Origin of the sequence: Paenarthrobacter nitroguajacolicus (assembly GCF_029952445.1) — a bacterium.
In the GTDB taxonomy this organism is placed as follows: domain Bacteria; phylum Actinomycetota; class Actinomycetes; order Actinomycetales; family Micrococcaceae; genus Arthrobacter; species Arthrobacter nitroguajacolicus_B.
The window spans coordinates 96,394-114,382 of record NZ_JAQPPK010000012.1; the positions used below are offsets into that span (position 1 = coordinate 96,394).

15 protein-coding genes are annotated in these 17,989 nt (G+C 62.3%); 7 read left to right on the forward strand and 8 right to left on the reverse strand.

The window, feature by feature from the left end; genetic code table 11:
- Positions 1-28: 28 nt before the first annotated feature.
- The 4 genes from secA to PJL15_RS10830 all read right to left on the reverse strand — a co-directional run bounded on the left by secA (position 29) and on the right by PJL15_RS10830 (position 5,376).
- Positions 29-2,770 carry a preprotein translocase subunit SecA gene (secA, locus tag PJL15_RS10815; protein ID WP_281451144.1) on the reverse strand — a complete coding sequence of 914 codons (2,742 nt, stop codon included), beginning with the start codon at positions 2,768-2,770 and terminating at the stop codon, positions 29-31.
- Between the two features lie 42 nt (positions 2,771-2,812).
- Positions 2,813-4,102: a winged helix-turn-helix domain-containing protein gene (locus PJL15_RS10820; protein WP_281451145.1), complete on the reverse strand. Its 1,290-nt coding sequence runs from the start codon at positions 4,100-4,102 to the stop codon at positions 2,813-2,815.
- A 26-nt stretch (positions 4,103-4,128) separates the two neighbouring features.
- Positions 4,129-4,857, reverse strand: a complete 729-nt coding sequence (gene hpf, locus PJL15_RS10825; RefSeq protein ID WP_281451146.1) for a ribosome hibernation-promoting factor, HPF/YfiA family — start codon at positions 4,855-4,857, stop codon at positions 4,129-4,131.
- A gap of 189 nt (positions 4,858-5,046) precedes the next feature.
- Positions 5,047-5,376 (reverse strand): phosphoribosyltransferase family protein, encoded by a 330-nt coding sequence (locus PJL15_RS10830; RefSeq protein WP_281451147.1) that lies wholly within the window; start codon positions 5,374-5,376, stop codon positions 5,047-5,049.
- 99 nt (positions 5,377-5,475) lie between these two features.
- On the opposite strand from PJL15_RS10830, the gene PJL15_RS10835 reads away from it, so the two are divergent.
- Complete coding sequence (locus PJL15_RS10835) at positions 5,476-5,724, forward strand: hypothetical protein (protein ID WP_281451148.1); 249 nt, start codon at positions 5,476-5,478, stop codon at positions 5,722-5,724.
- Positions 5,725-6,133: 409 nt separating this feature from the next.
- Here PJL15_RS10835 and PJL15_RS10840 read toward each other — a convergent pair whose 3' ends face one another.
- Genes PJL15_RS10840 through mtrA form a run of 3 tightly spaced genes read right to left on the reverse strand, consistent with a single transcriptional unit; the run spans position 6,134 to position 10,453 of the window.
- On the reverse strand, positions 6,134-7,852 hold the full coding sequence (locus PJL15_RS10840; RefSeq protein WP_281451149.1) for an LpqB family beta-propeller domain-containing protein: 1,719 nt from the start codon (positions 7,850-7,852) through the stop codon (positions 6,134-6,136).
- Complete coding sequence (gene mtrB / locus PJL15_RS10845) at positions 7,849-9,807, reverse strand: MtrAB system histidine kinase MtrB (RefSeq protein WP_281451150.1); 1,959 nt, start codon at positions 9,805-9,807, stop codon at positions 7,849-7,851. The genes PJL15_RS10840 and mtrB overlap by 4 nt, the downstream gene beginning before the upstream one ends.
- On the reverse strand, positions 9,779-10,453 hold the full coding sequence (gene mtrA / locus PJL15_RS10850; RefSeq protein WP_144649950.1) for an MtrAB system response regulator MtrA: 675 nt from the start codon (positions 10,451-10,453) through the stop codon (positions 9,779-9,781). Before mtrA ends, mtrB begins: the two co-directional genes overlap by 29 nt.
- Positions 10,454-10,952: 499 nt before the next feature.
- Here mtrA and PJL15_RS10855 point away from each other — a divergent pair, with 499 nt between their 5' ends.
- Genes PJL15_RS10855 through PJL15_RS10880 form a run of 6 tightly spaced genes read left to right on the forward strand, consistent with a single transcriptional unit; the run spans position 10,953 to position 16,957 of the window.
- Positions 10,953-11,873: a glycerophosphoryl diester phosphodiesterase membrane domain-containing protein gene (locus PJL15_RS10855; RefSeq protein ID WP_281451151.1), complete on the forward strand. Its 921-nt coding sequence runs from the start codon at positions 10,953-10,955 to the stop codon at positions 11,871-11,873.
- A gap of 50 nt (positions 11,874-11,923) precedes the next feature.
- Positions 11,924-12,562, forward strand: coding sequence for a DUF4129 domain-containing protein (locus tag PJL15_RS10860; protein ID WP_281451152.1), 639 nt, complete (start codon positions 11,924-11,926; stop codon positions 12,560-12,562).
- On the forward strand, positions 12,559-13,758 hold the full coding sequence (locus tag PJL15_RS10865; protein WP_281451153.1) for a DUF4350 domain-containing protein: 1,200 nt from the start codon (positions 12,559-12,561) through the stop codon (positions 13,756-13,758). Before PJL15_RS10860 ends, PJL15_RS10865 begins: the two co-directional genes overlap by 4 nt.
- Positions 13,755-14,891 (forward strand): AAA family ATPase, encoded by a 1,137-nt coding sequence (locus tag PJL15_RS10870; protein WP_281451154.1) that lies wholly within the window; start codon positions 13,755-13,757, stop codon positions 14,889-14,891. Before PJL15_RS10865 ends, PJL15_RS10870 begins: the two co-directional genes overlap by 4 nt.
- Before the next feature lie 29 nt (positions 14,892-14,920).
- On the forward strand, positions 14,921-16,213 hold the full coding sequence (locus PJL15_RS10875; RefSeq protein WP_281451155.1) for a DUF58 domain-containing protein: 1,293 nt from the start codon (positions 14,921-14,923) through the stop codon (positions 16,211-16,213).
- A gap of 24 nt (positions 16,214-16,237) precedes the next feature.
- On the forward strand, positions 16,238-16,957 hold the full coding sequence (locus PJL15_RS10880) for a DUF4166 domain-containing protein (protein ID WP_281451156.1): 720 nt from the start codon (positions 16,238-16,240) through the stop codon (positions 16,955-16,957).
- On the opposite strand, the gene PJL15_RS10885 is transcribed toward PJL15_RS10880, so the two are convergent.
- Positions 16,954-17,988: a hypothetical protein gene (locus PJL15_RS10885; RefSeq protein WP_281451157.1), complete on the reverse strand. Its 1,035-nt coding sequence runs from the start codon at positions 17,986-17,988 to the stop codon at positions 16,954-16,956. The genes PJL15_RS10880 and PJL15_RS10885 overlap by 4 nt on opposite strands.
- Position 17,989: the final 1 nt, after the last annotated feature.

Genomic DNA, 17,989 nt, shown 5'->3' on the forward strand with positions numbered 1-17,989 from the left:
CCCATTTGTGTGACTGGTTCGATTCCGGCTAGCGGCGCTTCTTCTTCGCAGGCTTACGCTGCTCTTGGCTTGCCGCCTTGGCAGGGTTCCCCGAACGACCCGAAGCGCGGCCCTCTATCCGCGTTTGCGTAGCGCCATCCTCACCGGGAGCGGTGTACTGCAGCTGGGCCGGCTTCTCCGGAGCCTGCAGCCCCGCAGCCCGGATCTGGGGATCGTGATGTTCTGTATGTCCCCCGGCGGCTGAATCATCCGGCACGACGACATCCTCTGCCGGTGTCACTTCCACCTCAAGGTTGTACAGGAAACCGATGCTCTCTTCGCGAATCGCTTCCATCATGCTTTGGAACATCACAAAACCTTCACGCTGGTATTCAACCAGCGGGTCGCGCTGCGCCATTGCACGGAGGCCGATTCCCTCCTTGAGGTAATCCATCTCGTAGAGGTGTTCCTGCCACTTGCGTCCAAGAACCGAGAGCACAACGCGTCGTTCCAGTTCGCGCATGCTTTCTGAACCGATGGCTTCTTCGCGCGCTTGATAAACAAGGCGCGCGTCGGAGAGGATCTCTTCACGAAGGAAATCAGCCGTGATTCGTGATTTGCCGCCAGCCTCTTCAATGACTTCTTCAGGTGTGACCGTGGCCGGATACAGAGTCTTGAGGTTCGTCCACAGCTGGTTGAAGTCCCAATCGTCGCCATTGCCTTCAGCGGTTGCTGCGTCAATGAGAGCGTTGATCGTGTCTTCAAGGAAGTACTGGACCTTTTCGTGCAGGTCATCGCCCTCAAGGATCCGCCGACGGTCGCCATAGATGGCTTCACGCTGGCGGTTCAGGACGTCGTCGTATTTGAGGACGTTCTTACGCTGTTCGGCGTTGCGGGCCTCCACCTGTCCTTGCGCTGAGGCGATGGCTCGGGAAACAAGCTTTGACTCAAGCGCGACATCGTCAGGCACCGAGCTGTTCATGAGCCGTTCAGCTGCACCTGAGTTGAACAGGCGCATGAGGTCATCGGTCAGGGAGAGGTAGAAGCGGGATTCACCGGGGTCGCCCTGACGACCGGAGCGACCACGCAGCTGGTTGTCGATCCGGCGGGATTCGTGTCGTTCCGTGCCCAGGACGTAGAGCCCGCCGAGGTTCAGCACTTCTTCGTGTTCATCTTTGACGGCCTGCTTGGCTGCAGCGAGGGCCTCAGGCCACGCGGCCTCGTACTCTTCAGAGTTTTCCTCCGGATCGAGCCCGCGCTTGGCCAGTTCGGCAATGGCGGTAAATTCGGCGTTGCCGCCCAACATGATGTCAGTACCGCGGCCAGCCATGTTGGTTGCCACGGTTACCGCGCCCTTGCGTCCTGCCTGGGCCACGATGGATGCTTCCCGCGCGTGGTTCTTGGCGTTCAGGACTTCGTGGCGGATGCCTTCCTTGGCCAGCAGTTTGGAGAGATATTCGCTCTTTTCAACGCTTGTGGTGCCGACCAGCACAGGTTGCCCATTCTCGTGGCGCTCTGCGATGTCCTCTACTACGGCGTCAAATTTCACTACTTCGTTTTTGTAGACCAGGTCCGACTGGTCGATGCGCTGCATGTCCCGGTTGGTGGGGATGGGAACCACGCCGAGCTTGTAGGTGCTCATGAACTCCGCGGCTTCGGTTTCAGCCGTACCGGTCATGCCTGAAAGCTTGGAGTACATGCGGAAGTAGTTCTGCAACGTCACGGTGGCGAGGGTTTGGTTCTCAGCCTTGATTTCGACGTTTTCTTTAGCCTCAATCGCTTGGTGCATGCCTTCGTTGTAGCGGCGTCCGGCCAGGATGCGGCCGGTGTGCTCGTCGACGATCAGGACCTCGCCGTCGAGGATGACATAGTCCTTGTCCCGCTTGAAAAGTTCCTTGGCCTTGATGGCGTTGTTCAGGAAACCAATCAGCGGCGTGTTGGCGGATTCGTAAAGGTTCTGGATCCCCAGGTAGTCCTCTACCTTTTCAATGCCGGCTTCAAGGACGCCAACAGTACGCTTCTTCTCGTCCACTTCGTAATCGACCTCAGGCTGAAGCCGGAGGACAACTTTGGCGAATTCGCTGTACCAGCGGTTCGTGTCGCCCTGGGCAGGACCGGAAATGATCAGTGGCGTGCGTGCTTCATCGATAAGGATGGAGTCAACCTCATCCACAATCGCAAAGTTGTGTCCGCGCTGAACCAGCTCACTGGCATCCCAGGCCATGTTGTCCCGGAGGTAGTCAAAGCCGAATTCGTTGTTGGTTCCGTAGGTGATGTCCGCGGCGTACTGCTCCCGGCGGACCGTTGGATCCTGGTTGGAGAGGATGCAACCGCTGGTGAGGCCCAGGAACCGGTAGACGCGGCCCATGAGTTCGGACTGGTATTCAGCCAGGTAGTCGTTGACCGTCACGACGTGGACACCCTTGCCGGTCAACGCGTTCAGGTATGCCGGCGCGGTCGCAACGAGGGTTTTACCTTCACCGGTCTTCATTTCAGCGATGTTGCCAAGGTGAAGGGCTGCACCGCCCATAAGCTGCACATCGAAGTGGCGCATGCCCAGGGTTCGGGACGAGGCTTCACGCACTGCAGCGAACGCTTCGGGCAGCAACGCCTCCAGCGTCTCCCCATCCTGGTGCCGTGACCGGAGCCGGTCGGTTTCCTCTCGGAGTTCGGCATCCGTGAAGGACTTGAACGAGTCTTCCAGGGCATTGATGGAATCGGCATAGTTCCGCAGTTGCTTGAGGGTCTTTTTATCACCCGTGCGGAGAAGTTTTTCGATTAGTGATGCCACGTGAAAGTGCTCCCAGTCTCATGCTGCCGAATTCTGGCTGTTTCAGTCTACGGGAGAGACCAAGGCGGCGTGTCCGGGTTCACCTCTGAGCGGACTGGCATCCTGGGATTCCGGGTCGCGATGACCGGCAACCCCGGTGACCGCCTCCGCCAGGTCCCCCGCGAGATTCCCCACCGGCCACACCACCACTTCCTCCAGGCCAAGCCACGTGGCCATGAGCCCAAGTTCGGCTGCAAGCTCGACGGCGGTATCAGCCGGCGCGTCCCGTTCCCCGTAGGCCGAGCGCACAAGTAATTGACCCGCTGTGCGGTCAGCCTTCAGGTCAACCCTCGCAACGATGTGCTCCCTGAGCAGGAATGGCAGTACGTAGTACCCGAACCTGCGCTTCAGTGCGGGTGTGTAGATCTCGATGCGGTAGTGGAAGCCGAACAACTCTTCAAGACGTCGACGCTCGAACACAAGGGAGTCAAAAGGGCTCAACAGGGCCCGCCCTTCGGCTCTCCGCGGGAGCTTGGCGTCGACATGCCTGAAGGTCTCCCGTTCCCATCCTCGAACCGACACAGGTTCCAGGACGCCTGCGCCCACCAGTCGTCGGACCGAGTCCGCGCCGGCTTTGAGCGGCGTCCGGAAGTAGTCGGAAAAGCACCGGACGGTGCCGATGCCGTGGGCCTGGGCCGCTGCGCCGATAAGCCGGTCGAGGGCTTCCTCGGCATCCACTTCCGGAGTCGGGTAAGTGGAAAGCACTCTTGAGGTGAGGGTGTATTTACGTTCGAACTGCGGCGTTCGGGAAGCGGCCGAAACGCGGCCTTCTTCAAAGAGGTGTTCCAGCACCCTCTTGACGATGTTCCAGTTCCAACCCCAGTTGTCGCGATCGGCTGCAGGCGAGTGTCCAAGCTTCGCTGTAAGTTCCGAGGCCGTCATGGGAGGCCCAGCGGCGAGCGATTCCAGAATCCGGTCCTCCATATCCCGGCGTATACCGGGATCCAGGCGATGCGCTCCCACCCACGCGCGCTTCTGCCAGAGGAGGAGATCCGGAAAGTGCTCAGGACGGATGAAGCTGGCCTCGTGCGCCCAGTACTCCATCATTTTCCGGGGCTTCCGGGCGGACATCGTGGAAAGGATATTCACGTCGTAATTGCCGAGCCTGGAAAAGAACGGCAGATAGTGACTCCGTGCAACCACGTTTACAGAATCGATCTGGACAAGCTGCAGTTGGGCAAAAGTCCGGCCCACTGACCGTGGAGACACGGGTCCAGTGGGCCGGACTTTTGCCAATCCTTGAGCTGCCAACGCGATCCGCCGTGCCTGTGAAAGGCTCAGCGAAGCGGTCATTGGTATCCCTTCGTCAGGTTCAGGCCTTACTTGGCGGTGGCTGCCTGATCGTCCGAGCGATAGGCGATGATCTTTTCCTCGACGGCGTCTTCGCCAGGCTCACAAGTGGAATCGAGGGTGATTACGCCGTAGGTCCAACCATTGCGTCGGTAAACGACCGAGGGTGCGTTGGTTTCCTTATCCAGGAACAGGTAGAAGTTGTGTCCCACCAGTTCCATATTGTCCACGGCATCGTCCAGTGTCAGGGACGCTGCCGGGAAAACCTTCCGGCGGATCAAGACGGGTGAATCTCCGGCCGGGATGTCGTTATCGATCTCGTAGGGAGAACGCTCCTCCGCCTGCCCAGCGGATTCCTGGTGGTTGCTGGCCTCAACGTAGAGAGGCTCATTGGCGCTTGCCGGTTCAAGAGTTGCGGTAGCTTCCCGCACGGCCTTGGGTGTGTGGCGGCCGTGGTGCACCTTTTTCCGGTCCTTCGCACGCCGAAGCCTCTCAAGAAGCTTGTTGTACGCGAGATCGAAGGCAGCGAATTTGTCAGCGGCTGTGGCCTCGGCACGGATAACAGGGCCTCGGCCCAGGACTGTCACTTCAACGGTGAGCTGGCCCGGCGTTTGCCGGGGATTGGTTTCCTTGGAAACCTTGGCGTCTACTCGCTGGACCTTGTCCCCCAACGATTCAATCTTCGAGATTTTCTCGCCGGCGTATTCGCGAAAGCGGTCTGAAACTGTCAGATTTCGTCCGCTGATCATGAACTCCATGGTGCCCTCCAAATAACTCAGGTGACACGACAACGGCACTGGTGGGGGCTGGTCTGACGGACAGTCGAGCCCCTTTCCGAGCCGCTATCGACAGGTACATCTTTTCTTGGTACCCACAACCGACGTTAGTTCATCGCCACGTGTTATTCACCCTTTGGCCACTTATTTTTTGATTGAGTCTTAATGACTTCACAGGTGGTCGCTTGCCGCTCTCAACACGGCGTAGGCTGGTGGCCTCGTGGCCGCCAGCACTACAGCGCCGCAGACAACCCCACCGGCAGCGCCCACAGCACGTGCCGCCTCGGAGAGCGTTGCTCCGGTGGTAAGGACGTCGTCCACAAGGATGCATTTCCTGCCCCGGACCAGCTTGATCCGAGTGGGCCTGACGCGCATGGATCCTCTGACTTTCCGGGCGCGATCGCCCCGGCCCAGTCCTTTCTGGCCGGTTCCCCCACCTCTGCCCTCGCGTCCGAGCACGACGTCAACCAGCCTCAAAGGCAACTCACGGAGCCATGTCATGCCTCCTTTTCGTAGTGGAAAAGCCCGAACTTTCTCCAACACGTCCAATTGCGGGCAGTGAGGCGTCATCCGACGTAAGCGCAGGATGAGAAGCAAAAGGTGTACCGGGCTGAATCCACGCTTACGGTATGCGGCGCCGCTGGTTGGAACGGGTACAAGACAATATCCGGCCTGATGGCCAAGGGCTGCTTCAACGGCTTTGCCCAGGCACGTTGCCAGGACACCGCCTACCCGCCACTGACCGGAGTGCTTGAACGACAGCAGGCATTGCGCCAGTTCGTCACGATATGGCCCCGCCGCAACAACCTTGATCCTCGGCACTCCGTGCACGGTGACAAGGGCCGGTGATTGCTGTTCCGCCCGGAAAGGCTGGGCGCAAAACTGGCGCACTCGCTTGGCACAATCGGTGCACAGCACTGTGTCTTCCGCGCCGCAACAGATGCATTCGACCGGAACAATGATGGCGCGAAGCTCGTCCAGTGAGCCTTCCATTGCTGCCGCAAAGCGCCCAAGCCGGCTGGAGTCCCTGCCCCGACGACGCGCTTGGCCAGGATCAGGGGCCCCGATATCCGGATCCTTGGCCCGCAAATGTCGCTGGCCACCGAAGAGAGGGCTGTGGGGTGTAACAGTCATGAAGCGAGCCTGCGCCACAGCCTTCCGGTAAAGAAGCCATGCTGCGTCCTATGTGGACAACGTGGCCGAATCTCCGAAATCCACCCCAGGACCTACGAAAGCACGCCCAAGCCGGGAAAGGTGATTAGCCCGGGAAGGCCGGCTCGATGGGTCCTTTTAGTTGAAGCTCCCAGCCGTTTCCAACGCGTTGGAAGACCCCAGCCTCGGACTGGCCGTATATCTGGTCCGGACCGTTGCCGGCACTAATGCTGGTCAGTCCATCCCACGGCGCAAGCTGCTGGGCCTCACCGGATGCAAGAGACAGCAATTCAGGAACCACCGTGGAAGTCGCCGAACCGGACATCACGGCCACGGTCGACGCGTTTACCCAAACGCCTTGGTCCACCGCTCCAGTGGTGAGCAGCGTGATGGGGGTGGTGAGGTCCTTGGGGACCCCATCGGGATTCCGGACTATGCCTGCGATCTGCACGGAGGATTTTCCGTTCAACTCCGAAATGATCAGCGCCCTGGTCCCCTCCCTTGAAACCCTGAAATCCTTCACGGTTCGACCAGCCAGCCACGCCGGGGTAATCGTGACGTTGGGAACTGCCGTGCCCGGCGCGATGCCAGTGGGTTTGTAGGCCACTACTTCGGCAGCACCGTTTGCCCCCGGACCCGCCGTCCACACCCAATTCTGTGGGCTGAAGGAAGGCCCTGTGAGAGTACTTCTGGTGGTCAGTTGACGGGCAGGCTGACCAGGTTCGATCGAGTAGAGCGTGGTCTTGTCGCCGTTCAGGAAAGCAGCGGTCTGGGATGCGGGGGACTCAGCGGGCGAATGCGGTCCAAGCCCGGCCACCGACTGGATGTCGGGCAGGGGCGTAATCCGGTTGTTTTCATAGCGCACGAGCTCGCCGTTGTTCACAGCGATCTGGTGGGCAGCGACGGTCTTATCCACCACCGGCGGCAGGACGGTGCCGTTGTCTTCCACCCGGACCAGGTCCTGGTCGGCGCGCAATTGCACGTTGATGACATCTGGCTGGCTCCGGAATGTCAGAGCCAGCTGGTTCTGCATTCTTTGGCGGTCTTCGGCAGACGCGTCGAACAATTCCTTCGCGGAAAGATCCACTTGTGCTGCACCTGAAACCACCGGCACGGATTCGCGTGCGAGCTTCATCCCGGAGGGAAAGGCGCTGACAACGGCACCCCGCAGGTAGGGGGCCGGACCGGCAAGCAAGGCGCTGGTCATGGACTTGACCGTGTTTTTCTTAATGAACCAGCGATAATCGGGCACCGCGTACGTGAAGGTCGGGTCATAGAAATAGATGGGGAAGGCGCCGTAAATTACTTTGAACGTTTCCTCCGGAATCGCTGTTCCATCCGGGACCTTGGAAATCCGCCACTCCCCCTCCACCTGTTCAAGCGTCAGCGGAATGGTTTCCTTCGTTCCCGGCGGATACTGTGTTGCGACGCCGTCGGCGTCCACGGAGTAGGCGACGTCGAGCACGTATAGATACTCATTTTCAGTGGCTGACTTCACCACTTCGGCCTCACGGAAAACGAGTGCCCTCTTATCCGGCTTCCACGTAACCGATTGTGCCTGCGTCAGGTACTGGCGGGCCACAGGATAGTCATCCTCATAACCGCTGCCGGCCATGTAGAAATCCTCGATGATCGCCTCAGGACTGGAACCGGCACGTGGCGCTGCAGGGAAGAACACCGGGGCGTTGGGATTTCCGGCACCCTCGTCTTTGCTCTTGCCAACAGGGCCGGAACGGGGAATCTGAGCACACGAAGAGAGGAGGACCACGATCACAGCCAGCAAAGCAAGCATGGCCTTGATGCGCTGGGGTGCAGGCTTTTTCATCGCTTCTCCCCTGCGTCCTGATCTGCAGATGTCGAAACATCGGTGTTCAAGGAAGAGCCGGGCAGGGCCTTTGGGGTTTCCGTACCCAGGACGAATACCTGTCGCTCGCTCGCGGCACCTGGAAAATCTATGTCCGCGGGCTCAAGTTGAAGCGGGGACTTGGCAATGGAACCGCCTTGGCGCAGGGGCAGGGTCAACCGGAAATTGGAACCGGAACCCTTGCTGCCCCACGCCTGAAGCCAACCGTTGTGGAGCTTGGTGTCTTCCGCCGCGATCGACAGCCCCAAGCCGCTGCCACCTGTGGTCCTGGCACGGGCAGGGTCCGCACGCCAAAAGCGGTCGAATACCCTCGCGGCCTCAGCCTGGGTCATGCCAATTCCGTGGTCCCTGACGGATACGGCCACCGCGTCCTTGTTTGCAGCGACGGAAATATGGATCGGCTTGCCCTCCCCGTGCTCGAGGGCGTTGAGCAAGAGGTTGCGGAGGATCCTTTCGATCCTCCGTGAATCCATCTCCACGATGATGCCCTTCTGCCGGGCGTTGAGTCGGACTTCAGAACCATACTCTTCTGCCACGGGCGCCGCGCCTTCGATCACGTGGGAAACTACCTGGAAGATGTCCTGGGGTTCGGCGTCGAGTACGGCGGCACCGGCATCAAAGCGGGAAATTTCCAACAGATCCGACAACAGGGACTGGAAGCGCTCCACCTGGTAATAGAGCAGCTCGGCCGATCTCTTGTTCATGGGGTCGAATTCATCACGGGCGTCGAAGAGAACCTCCGCCGCCATCCTCACCGTGGTCAGCGGGGTACGCAGTTCGTGGGACACATCGGAGACGAACCGTTGCTGCATCTGCGACAACGTGGCCAACTGTGTGATCTGCTCCTGGAGGCTTGCCGCCATGTGGTTGAAGGATGCCCCCAGCCTGGCCACTTCGTCTTCACCCTTGACCACCATCCGTTCCTGCAACTGCCCGGCGGCCAGCTTCTCGGACACGACGGCGGCATGGCTCACCGGACTGACGACGTTCCGGGTCACGTACCAGGCAATCGCCCCGATCATCAGGACCAGGGCTGCGCCACCGGCCCACAAAACGTTCTGGATCTCGTCCAGGGTTTGCTGGGCGGTGTTGAGGTCATAAATCAGGTACAGCTCATAGACAGTGCCGTTGAAGGTTACTTTGTTTCCCACTGCGATCCCGGGGCGGTCCTCATTGCCGACAGGGAATTGCGTGGGAGCCCAGAACTGTTGCTTGCCACCCTCCTGCACGGCTTTGCGGAGGTCAGGCGGAATCACCCGGATGGTCAACTGATCCGAGGCGCGCGACTCCACCCACCGGTTTCGCGGCTTCGTCTGTTCCGGCGCCGCTTCAAATACATATCTCCGCTGGATGACAGAGCCTCGGCCCTCCACGGCAGTCAAGGTGTCGTAGACAAGGGTGATGACGCTGGACTGGTCGGTGACTTGCGCGCCGTCGAACGTGTCCTGGACCTGTTTGACGTTGTAGCGTGACTCGGATTCGGCCTGGGCCAGCCGCTCCTGGAAGAGGTTGTTGGCGATCTGGTTGGACAGGTAGGCGCCAACAATGGCGAAGGAGGTCACCGCCAGCAGCAGAGTGGTCAGGACGGTTCGGAACTCCAGGGAACGCCGCCAGCGGCGGAGAATCGATCGCCACAGGAAGCGCAGGCCCGGCCTGATCTGGCGCACGCCGATGGAGACAAGGCGGGAAACACGAAGGATCAGGATCAACCCTCGACGGGTCCAAATCCGGGCGCGGGACAAGAACCAGCGCAGATCCCTTTTCTGCCGTGGAGATGACGGTTCGGGGGCGGTGGCCGGAATTGGGCTGCCGGTCCCCACAGCTTCCGCGTCAGGATTTGGTGACCCCTGGCCTTGGCCGGGCTTGCCGGTTTCCCCGGCCGGGGACTCAGGAACCTGCTTTATATCCGACACCACGCACCGTCAAAACGACCTCGGGCGCTTCAGGATCTCGTTCAATCTTGGAGCGCAACCGCTGGACGTGCACGTTGACCAGACGCGTGTCAGCAGCGTGCCGGTATCCCCACACCTGTTCCAGGAGCAATTCGCGGGTGAAGACCTGCCACGGCTTCCGTGCCAAGGCAACCAACAGATCGAATTCCAAGGGAGTCAGGGAGATTCGCTCTCCCCCGCGGGTCACCAGGTGACCCGCGACGTCGATGGTCACGTCCGCGATACGGAGGGTTTCAGGGGCCTTCTGCTCACCCGGGCGGAGCCGCGCACGGACACGTGCAACAAGTTCGGCGGGTTTGAAGGGCTTGGGCACATAGTCGTCGGCACCGGACTCGAGTCCGCGGACCACGTCCGAGGTGTCCGACTTCGCTGTGAGCATGACGATCGGGACATCGGACTCCCCACGGATCTGCCGGCACACCTCGATGCCGTCAGAACCCGGCAGCATGAGGTCCAGCAGCACCAAGTCAGGCTTGGATGAACGGAACACCTCAAGAGCCTGGCCGCCATCTGCGCAGAACACCGGCTCGAAGCCATCATTCCGCAGGACGATGCCAATCATCTCTGCGAGTGCTTCGTCGTCGTCAACTACCAGAATGCGTGCCTTCATAGTTATATATTCCCTTATCACCAAGTCTTTGTCCTGTTGGGCGCCGCGCACGGCATGGCGCACAAGGGCAGTTCCACCGTACTGCACCACGCATCGGCATAACCGCAAACGCCAGCCGTGCGGCGGGCTAGGAGGGACGACGGCGGGACTATAGGCTGGGTGCGAAGGTCCGCATGGGGGACGTCGAGTGTCGGCGGACCGGACCTCATGGGGAGGAAACGTGTCACAGCCTGAGCCCGGCCATAACCAGCCGCCAAACGGCCAACCGGCGTGGGGAAACCAGCCGCAGTGGGGTGGACCGTCGGCGTGGCCGGCCCAGGGACAGGGACAGGGACAACATTGGCAAGCTCAGCCTGGATCCGGGTGGCCCCCTGGACCTCCCTACGGCCAGCCCCAGTACATCGCCCCACCCAAGCCGGGCGTTATCCCCCTTCGTCCATTGCAGTTCGGCGAAATACTGGACGGATCCTTTCAAACGATCCGCCGCAATGCTGCTTCGATGTTTGGCTCGGCATTGATCGTGCAGGCGCTGGGAGCGGTCCTCATCGGGGTTGTCACTGTGGGGATGCTCCAGATGACGGTCGCCCTGGAATCCGCGGGTTCCCGATCGGAAGTCAACGACATCATGGGCCCCTTCCTCGCCGTGATGGCCGGAGTCCTGGGTGTCTCGGTCCTGCTCGGATTCCTTGGCTCTGTCCTCCAAGGCGTGTTGGCCGTTCCCGTGGCCCGTTCCGTCCTGAACAGGCGGACGGGTTTCAAGCAAATGTGGAAGCTTGCCGGAAAACGGGTCCTGCCGCTGTTGGGTGTTGCAGCCCTACTGACCTTTGGCGGGATACTGGCTGCCGCGGCAGTAGTGGGCATCGCTGTGCTGTTGTTCACGGCCATGGGTCCCGGAGCCTTCCTTATCGTCCTTCCCCTGGGTCTGGGCTCAGTAGTGGTTTTTCTCTGGATCGGCCTGAAGCTGATGCTTGCGCCCGCAGTCATCGTGGTGGAGCAGACGGGTGTCTATGACGGCCTTCTCCGGTCCTGGCAACTGACCCGAAACAATTGGTGGCGGATCTTCGGGATCACCCTCGTGGTGACCATCATGCTGTGGATCATCGCCCAGGTGGTACAGATTCCGGCGTCGTTGGCCGCTGGATTGATCAGCGAGACCGTGGCCCCCCATCCCGACACGGAGACCGCTGCCTCCATGCTGGTCATCACCACCGTCATCTCGGCTCTGGTCCAGGCCCTGGTGGGATCTGTTACCTTCGCCTTCCAGTCCTCTGTCTCCGCACTGCTGTACATGGACCTCCGCATGCGCCGTGATGGCCTGGATGTTGAACTGATGCGGATGTTGGAAACCGGCAGCAACCCTGATGGAGTTCCCGGTGGGCCCTCGGCCCAGCCGGGGACAACCACCTGGCCTTCGGTATGACGGCAGTACATACGCACATCCTTGGCCCTTTGCTTGCCATGGAACCACCTGTGACTCCTGACCGCGACGAAGCCCGGCGTTGGGCCATTGAAGAACTCTCAAAACCGCAATATCCCGACGCCCAACCCGGATGGCTTGAGCAGTTGTGGCGTGATTTCCTTGACTGGTTGTCATCGCTGGAAGGGGACGGTACAGGTTCGGACACCAACTTTGCCCTGCCCGTGATTGTCGTCCTGGCCGTAGCCCTTATTATTGTTGCCGTTTTCGTAGTCCGCCCCCGGTTGAATGCGCGCCGGGCATCCCGGCATGAGGACATCTATGGCGCAGACAGCACCATGGATGCCGACGACTACCGGAAGCGGGCGTTGGCGGCTGCCGACGACGGCGACTGGGCGGCCGCCGTCGTCGATCAGTTCCGGGCCCTGGTCCGTTCGGCAGAAGAGCGCGACGTGATCGACGTACGCGCCGGCAGGACCGCGGACGAAGCTTCGGCGCAGCTGGGTCAGGTTTTCGGCGCAGCGCAGGAGCGCCTGGATGCGGCGGCCCGACTTTTCGACGCCGTCCGCTACGGCGAGCAGGGCGCCACCCGTTCAGACTACGAGTCCACGCGCGACCTCGATGCCGAATTGCTGACGATGAAGCCTGACTTCACCGGCGCCCAGAGCACAGGATTCGCGGTGCCTCGATGACTCTGGCCACGAACGAAGCTGCGCAGGGCCGGGAAGCGGGCTCTCCGGGGTCCTCGTCCATGCAGGGTTTTGCCGCATGGTTCCGCAAACGCCTCCTGTGGATTGCCCTCGGAGCCGTGCTGGTGGGTTTGGCAGCTTATCTCGCCGTCACCAGCATGTCCGGAACGACGGACCCACGGGCGATGTCCGCGCGCAACCCCGCACCAGATGGCGCGATGGCCGCAGCGGAGATCCTGGGACGTCACGGAGTAGCGCTGACTACTACCGATTCGTACGACGACACCATGTCGGCTTTGTCAGGCAAGGACCATGCCACCGTCCTTCTTTATGACCCACGCGGATACCTGGACCAGTTCCAGGTTGAGGACCTTACCGAATTCGCGGACCGGGTGGTGGTGGTCAAGCCAAGGCTTAAGACTCTCAACGGGCTGGGCCCCGGTTTCCGGCCCGGCGGTGTCATTCCCGAGGGCCAAACGGTGGTGGAACCCGCCTGCGCGGTGGAGGACGCCGCTGCGGCGGGCCCGGTTTCCGCGCAGGGCTCCATCTATTCGGGACCCGAGGTGTGTTACTCCAGCCGCGTTGATGGGCCCGGTTTGTACGCAGCATCAGAAGACGGCCGGTTGATCGTCCTGGGCAGCACGGAGCTGGTGGACAACGAACACCTTGCCGTTCAAGGCAACGCGGCGCTGGCCCTCCGGACCCTCGGGAACAACCCGGATCTCATCTGGTACCTGCCCGGGGCCAAGGACATCTCCGCCTCTGATACCGATCCCACCCTCAGCGACCTCGCACCCAAGTGGTTGGCCTACGCAGGGCCGTGGCTTGGCGTTGTGACACTGCTGGCGGTTGCCTGGCGTGGGCGACGCATGGGACCCCTGGTTTTCGAGCCCCTCCCCGTTGTAGTCAAGGCAGCCGAAACTGCCGAGGGAAGGGCCCGGCTCTACCAGGATGCGCGTGCCGTAAGGCGTGCGGCCGACAACCTGCGGGGAGGGACTTTGACCCGCCTTGCCCGCCATTTCAACCTCGGCGCCGACGCCACGAAGGATTCCGTCGTGGATGCCTCCGCCCGGCGTTTGGAGCGGCCTGCTCCGGAGATACGGGCGGTATTGATCGACTTCACACCGGAAACTGAAGGCCAACTGGTTCAGTGGGCACAAGAACTTGAACGAATGGAAGAGGAGGCGAGGTCCCGATGAACAGCCAGTCGAACAGCTACACGGACACGAACAGCCAGTACACAGGTGGCGCGGCGGCACAACAAAGCGCAGCACCACAACAAAGCGCAGCACCACAACAAAGCGCAGCACCACAACAAAGCGCAGCACCACAACCGGGCTCGGCGACGGCCGGCGTCGAAGGCGGTCAGCGTCACGTGGCCGAAGACCCGGCCCGCCAGTCGCTCCTGAATGTCCGCGCCGAAGTGGGGAAAGCGGTGGTGGGGCAGGATCCTACGGTCACGGGCATGCTGATTGCCCTGCTCTGTGGCGGTCATGTCCTTTTGGAGGGCGTTCCCGGTGTGGCAAAAACCCTTCTCGTGAGGGCATTGTCCACTGCCTTGAGCCTGGATACCAAGCGTGTCCAGTTCACCCCGGACCTCATGCCGGGCGACGTCACAGGTTCTTTGGTCTACGACTCCCACTCCTCCGAATTCACATTCCGCGAGGGCCCCGTGTTCACCAACATCATGTTGGCGGACGAAATCAACCGTACGCCCCCCAAGACCCAGGCCTCCCTGCTGGAAGCGATGGAAGAGCGGCAGGTTTCGGTTGACGGAGTCTCACGTCCTCTGCCTGTCCCGTTCATCGTGGCGGCAACCCAGAATCCCGTGGAATACGAGGGCACCTATCCCCTCCCCGAGGCGCAGCTTGACCGGTTCCTCCTCAAGCTGACCATGCCGCTTCCCGGACGTTCGGAAGAGATCGAAGTTATCCGACGCCATGCCAATGGCTTCGATCCGCGCGACCTGGCCGCAGCCGGGGTACGGCCGGTGGCGGGAGCCGCGGACCTCGCATCGGCCCAGGCGGCAGTGGCGCAGGTTGCGGTAGCACCTGAACTTTTGTCATACATCGTTGACATTGTCCGGGCCACGAGGTCGGCTCCTTCCTTCCAGCTCGGCGTCTCCCCCCGTGGTGCCACAGCGTTGCTCAACACTGCCAAGGCGTGGGCCTGGCTGTCCGGCAGGACCTTCGTGACCCCTGACGATGTCAAGGCTTTGTCGCTCCCCTGCCTCCGGCACAGGGTGGGCCTGAGGCCGGAAGCCCAGATGGACGGTATCCAGGTGGATGATGTCCTGGGGAGCATCCTCGCCTCGGTTCCGGTGCCGCGGTGATGAGAGTCCGCTTGGCCGAGGGGGCCTGAATGGCCATCACGGGTCGCTTCGTAGCGCTGGCCGTAGCAGGGTTGGTGCCGCTGGTGATGTTTCCGGCCTGGATCACGGTGCTCTTGGTGTGCCTGGTCTTGTTGCTGGCGCTGGTCTTTGATCTGGTTCTGGCGGCCTCCCCGGCCAAGCTCGTCGTTGAGCGCCAGCAGCCCGGCAATGTCACGTTGGCGGGCAGGGCGGAGTCGGTGGTCTCGGTGACCAACACCACCCGGCGCAAACTGAACGCCGTGATCAGGGATGCGTGGCAGCCGTCCGCGGGAGCCACCAATGCCGTACAGCGCATGGCAGTGCCGTCAGGAGAACGCCGCCGGATGACGGTGACGCTGATGCCCGGCAGGCGCGGTGACCTGCAAAGTCCGCATGTGACCATCCGTTCGTTGGGTCCGCTTGGCGTAGCCGCCAGGCAGCGCACGCGGCCTCTCCCCGGGCAACTGAGGGTTTTGCCTCCCTTCCACTCGAAACGCCATCTTCCGTCCAAGCTCCGGAAACTCCGGGAGCTGGACGGCAGGGCCGCGGTGCAGATCCGTGGTGCGGGCACCGAGTTCGATTCGCTTCGCGACTACGTCCGGGGCGACGACGTCCGTTCCATCGATTGGCGCGCCACGGCACGCCGAACCTCCGTAGTGGTCAGGACCTGGCGCCCGGAACGCGATCGCCGCGTCGTCGTCGTGCTTGACACTTCGCGCACGGCGGCCGCCAGGATCGAGGACGAACCGCGGCTCGACACCGGAATAGAGGCAGCGCTGCTGCTCGCGGTGCTCGCCGAACGGGGTGGGGACCGGGTCGACTTCCTCGCGTACGACCGGCGGCTCCGGGCGCGGGTGGAGTCGGCATCCAAAGGGAACCTGCTGGGGCAGCTCGTCCAGGCCATGGCCCCGCTGGAGGCAGAGCTCATCGAACTGGACTGGCAGCAGATCCCCGGACAAGTCCGGGCCGTGTCGGCGCACCGCTCGCTGGTGGTGCTCTTGACGGCGCTCGACGGCGGCGCCCCCGAAGAAGGCCTGCTCCCCACCGTGGCGCAACTGTCCCGCCAACACGTGGTGATCGTAGCTTCGGTCCGCGATCCCCTGCTTGCGGAGATGAAAGCGGAACGGACCACCGCCAGCCAGGTGTTCCGGGCGGCCGCCGCCGAGCGCGCACTCCTGGAGCGCGCAGCAGTCACTGCCCAATTGCGGCAGCTTGGGGCCGAAGTGGTGGACGCCGAACCGCTGGAGGTTCCACCCCTGCTGGCTGATACCTATATCCGGCTCAAAGCAGCCGGTCGCCTTTAGTCCCCGGATTCAGGAAGGACCGCCATGAGCGCACCCATCTACCAGCTGGCCCTCGGTGAAGACTTCACCCGATTGGCCCCGGAGCTGCAGGACTACTTTTCACTGGCCGCCGGCTCTGGCACGTACGGAATCGGGGAGGGCGTTTTTGACGTCGTAGGTTGCCGGCAAAAATGGCTTCGGCCGCTGCTCGCCCTCACGGGAAGCGAGGAAGCATTCTTCCCGGAGTACGGTGAGGGCATTCCTTTCCGGGTTGAGAACCATGCCCACATAGATCCGTTCGGCCGACCTGCCCTGACCGCCCGGCGGGAGATCCATTTCCCCCGCCGCACCCGGCTTTTCCACGACACGACGAGCGCCGTTCTCCCCGAGGGGCAGGACCACGAACACCGGGCACGGCTGGTGGACCACGTTGGCCGCTACCGACGCCTGGTCACCGACCTCGATGTCACGGTCACCCCCGAAGGCCGTCTTCGCGGAGTTTCGAAGGCGAGCCGCTTGTTGCTGGGTCCCTTGCGCCTTCCCCTTCCGGCGGCGCTGGATGCCCGGGCCTACGCCGAGCAGTGGTGGGACCAGGCCGAGGGCAAGCACCGTATCCAGGTCAAAGTCATCCAACCGCAGATCGGCCTTGTGCTGGTTTACGCCGGACGTTTCGACTACCGCCTCGCGCGATACCTCCCGGGAGCTGCACCCGGCACGGCCCTGCCGCGCTACGCCGAACCGGACCGCTGGGAAGAACGAATCTAACCCTGCGCCAGCTGGTCCAGGCCATCGGCCACCTGTGTCAGCTTGGCCAGAACCTCCATGGCCGCCTTGGGAGTGAAGTCTTCCAGCCCCGTTGAGGGAGTGACCCGGAGCCCTGCCAGGCCTGACGCAGGCAGGCCGAGCTGGCGCCACGGCTTCCAGATACTCTCCACAATTTCGGCGGTCCTGGGCAAGAGTGCCCTGGGCTCGCCGGTCGGCAAGGCACCGGCCCACAAACGGTTGCCGCCTTCAACGGCACCGGCAAGCTGCTCCCATTGGCGGGTGGTCAGGGCCTTAAGCGGCACCGCTACGCCATCGGCGCCGGCTGCGAGGATGCGATCAATGGGTGCCTCGATCTCCGGCACGGAGATGACGGTCTCGACGGCGCCCGCGGACTTCAGGGCTTCGATCACCAACCGCCAGGCTCCAGTGACCTCCTCGCCGTGGATGGATCGGAGCGTTCGGTACCCGCTCGCCGTCGGGATGGTCCCCGCCATGACCGAGGCGATATCCGGCTCGTCAATCTGGACCACAATCCGGGCACCGGGCACGGCCGCCGAAACCTTGCGGAGGTGGTCCGCCACGCCGGCTGCCAACGATTCCGCGATGTCCCTCCGGGCGCCGTAGTCAAGGAGCGCCCGTTCGCCGTTGTGGAGGTGGAGGCTCGCGGCAAGGCTCAGGGGTCCCATCAGCTGAACCTTGAGCTCGCTCGCCGAAACGTCCTCCGCGCCGGCGACATCGGCCAGGATATTGATGTCCGTTGACAGCGCAGAACGGGCGCGCTGGGCATCCTTGCCCGGCCTGTCCACCAATCGCCAACCATACGGCTGGACATCGATGTCCAGATCCACCAACAGCGACCCCGTGCGGCCCGTGGCGTCCGAACCCACACCGCGGCCCGGTAGTTCCGGCAGGAACGGAAGATGGGGATCACCAAGCTCGCCACGGATGGTCCGGATGGCCTCGGCGGGATCGCTGCCCGGCCACGGCCCCAAGGCAGTCGCGCTTGCGCGCACGTCACTGACCACGGACATG

Bases quoted from the DNA above. Each gene is read 5' to 3' on its own strand.
- PJL15_RS10870 (WP_281451154.1), top strand. From the start codon at position 13,755: ATGAACAGCCAGTCGAACAGCTACACGGACACGAACAGCCAGTACACA.
- PJL15_RS10830 (WP_281451147.1), bottom strand. From the start codon at position 5,376: ATGACATGGCTCCGTGAGTTGCCTTTGAGGCTGGTTGACGTCGTGCTC.
- PJL15_RS10880 (WP_281451156.1), top strand. From the start codon at position 16,238: ATGAGCGCACCCATCTACCAGCTGGCCCTCGGTGAAGACTTCACCCGA.
- PJL15_RS10885 (WP_281451157.1), bottom strand. From the start codon at position 17,988: ATGTCCGTGGTCAGTGACGTGCGCGCAAGCGCGACTGCCTTGGGGCCG.
- PJL15_RS10865 (WP_281451153.1), top strand. From the start codon at position 12,559: ATGACTCTGGCCACGAACGAAGCTGCGCAGGGCCGGGAAGCGGGCTCT.
- PJL15_RS10875 (WP_281451155.1), top strand. From the start codon at position 14,921: ATGGCCATCACGGGTCGCTTCGTAGCGCTGGCCGTAGCAGGGTTGGTG.
- PJL15_RS10855 (WP_281451151.1), top strand. From the start codon at position 10,953: ATGTTTGGCTCGGCATTGATCGTGCAGGCGCTGGGAGCGGTCCTCATC.
- PJL15_RS10840 (WP_281451149.1), bottom strand. From the start codon at position 7,852: ATGAAAAAGCCTGCACCCCAGCGCATCAAGGCCATGCTTGCTTTGCTG.
- mtrA (WP_144649950.1), bottom strand. From the start codon at position 10,453: ATGAAGGCACGCATTCTGGTAGTTGACGACGACGAAGCACTCGCAGAG.
- PJL15_RS10820 (WP_281451145.1), bottom strand. From the start codon at position 4,102: ATGACCGCTTCGCTGAGCCTTTCACAGGCACGGCGGATCGCGTTGGCA.
- hpf (WP_281451146.1), bottom strand. From the start codon at position 4,857: ATGGAGTTCATGATCAGCGGACGAAATCTGACAGTTTCAGACCGCTTT.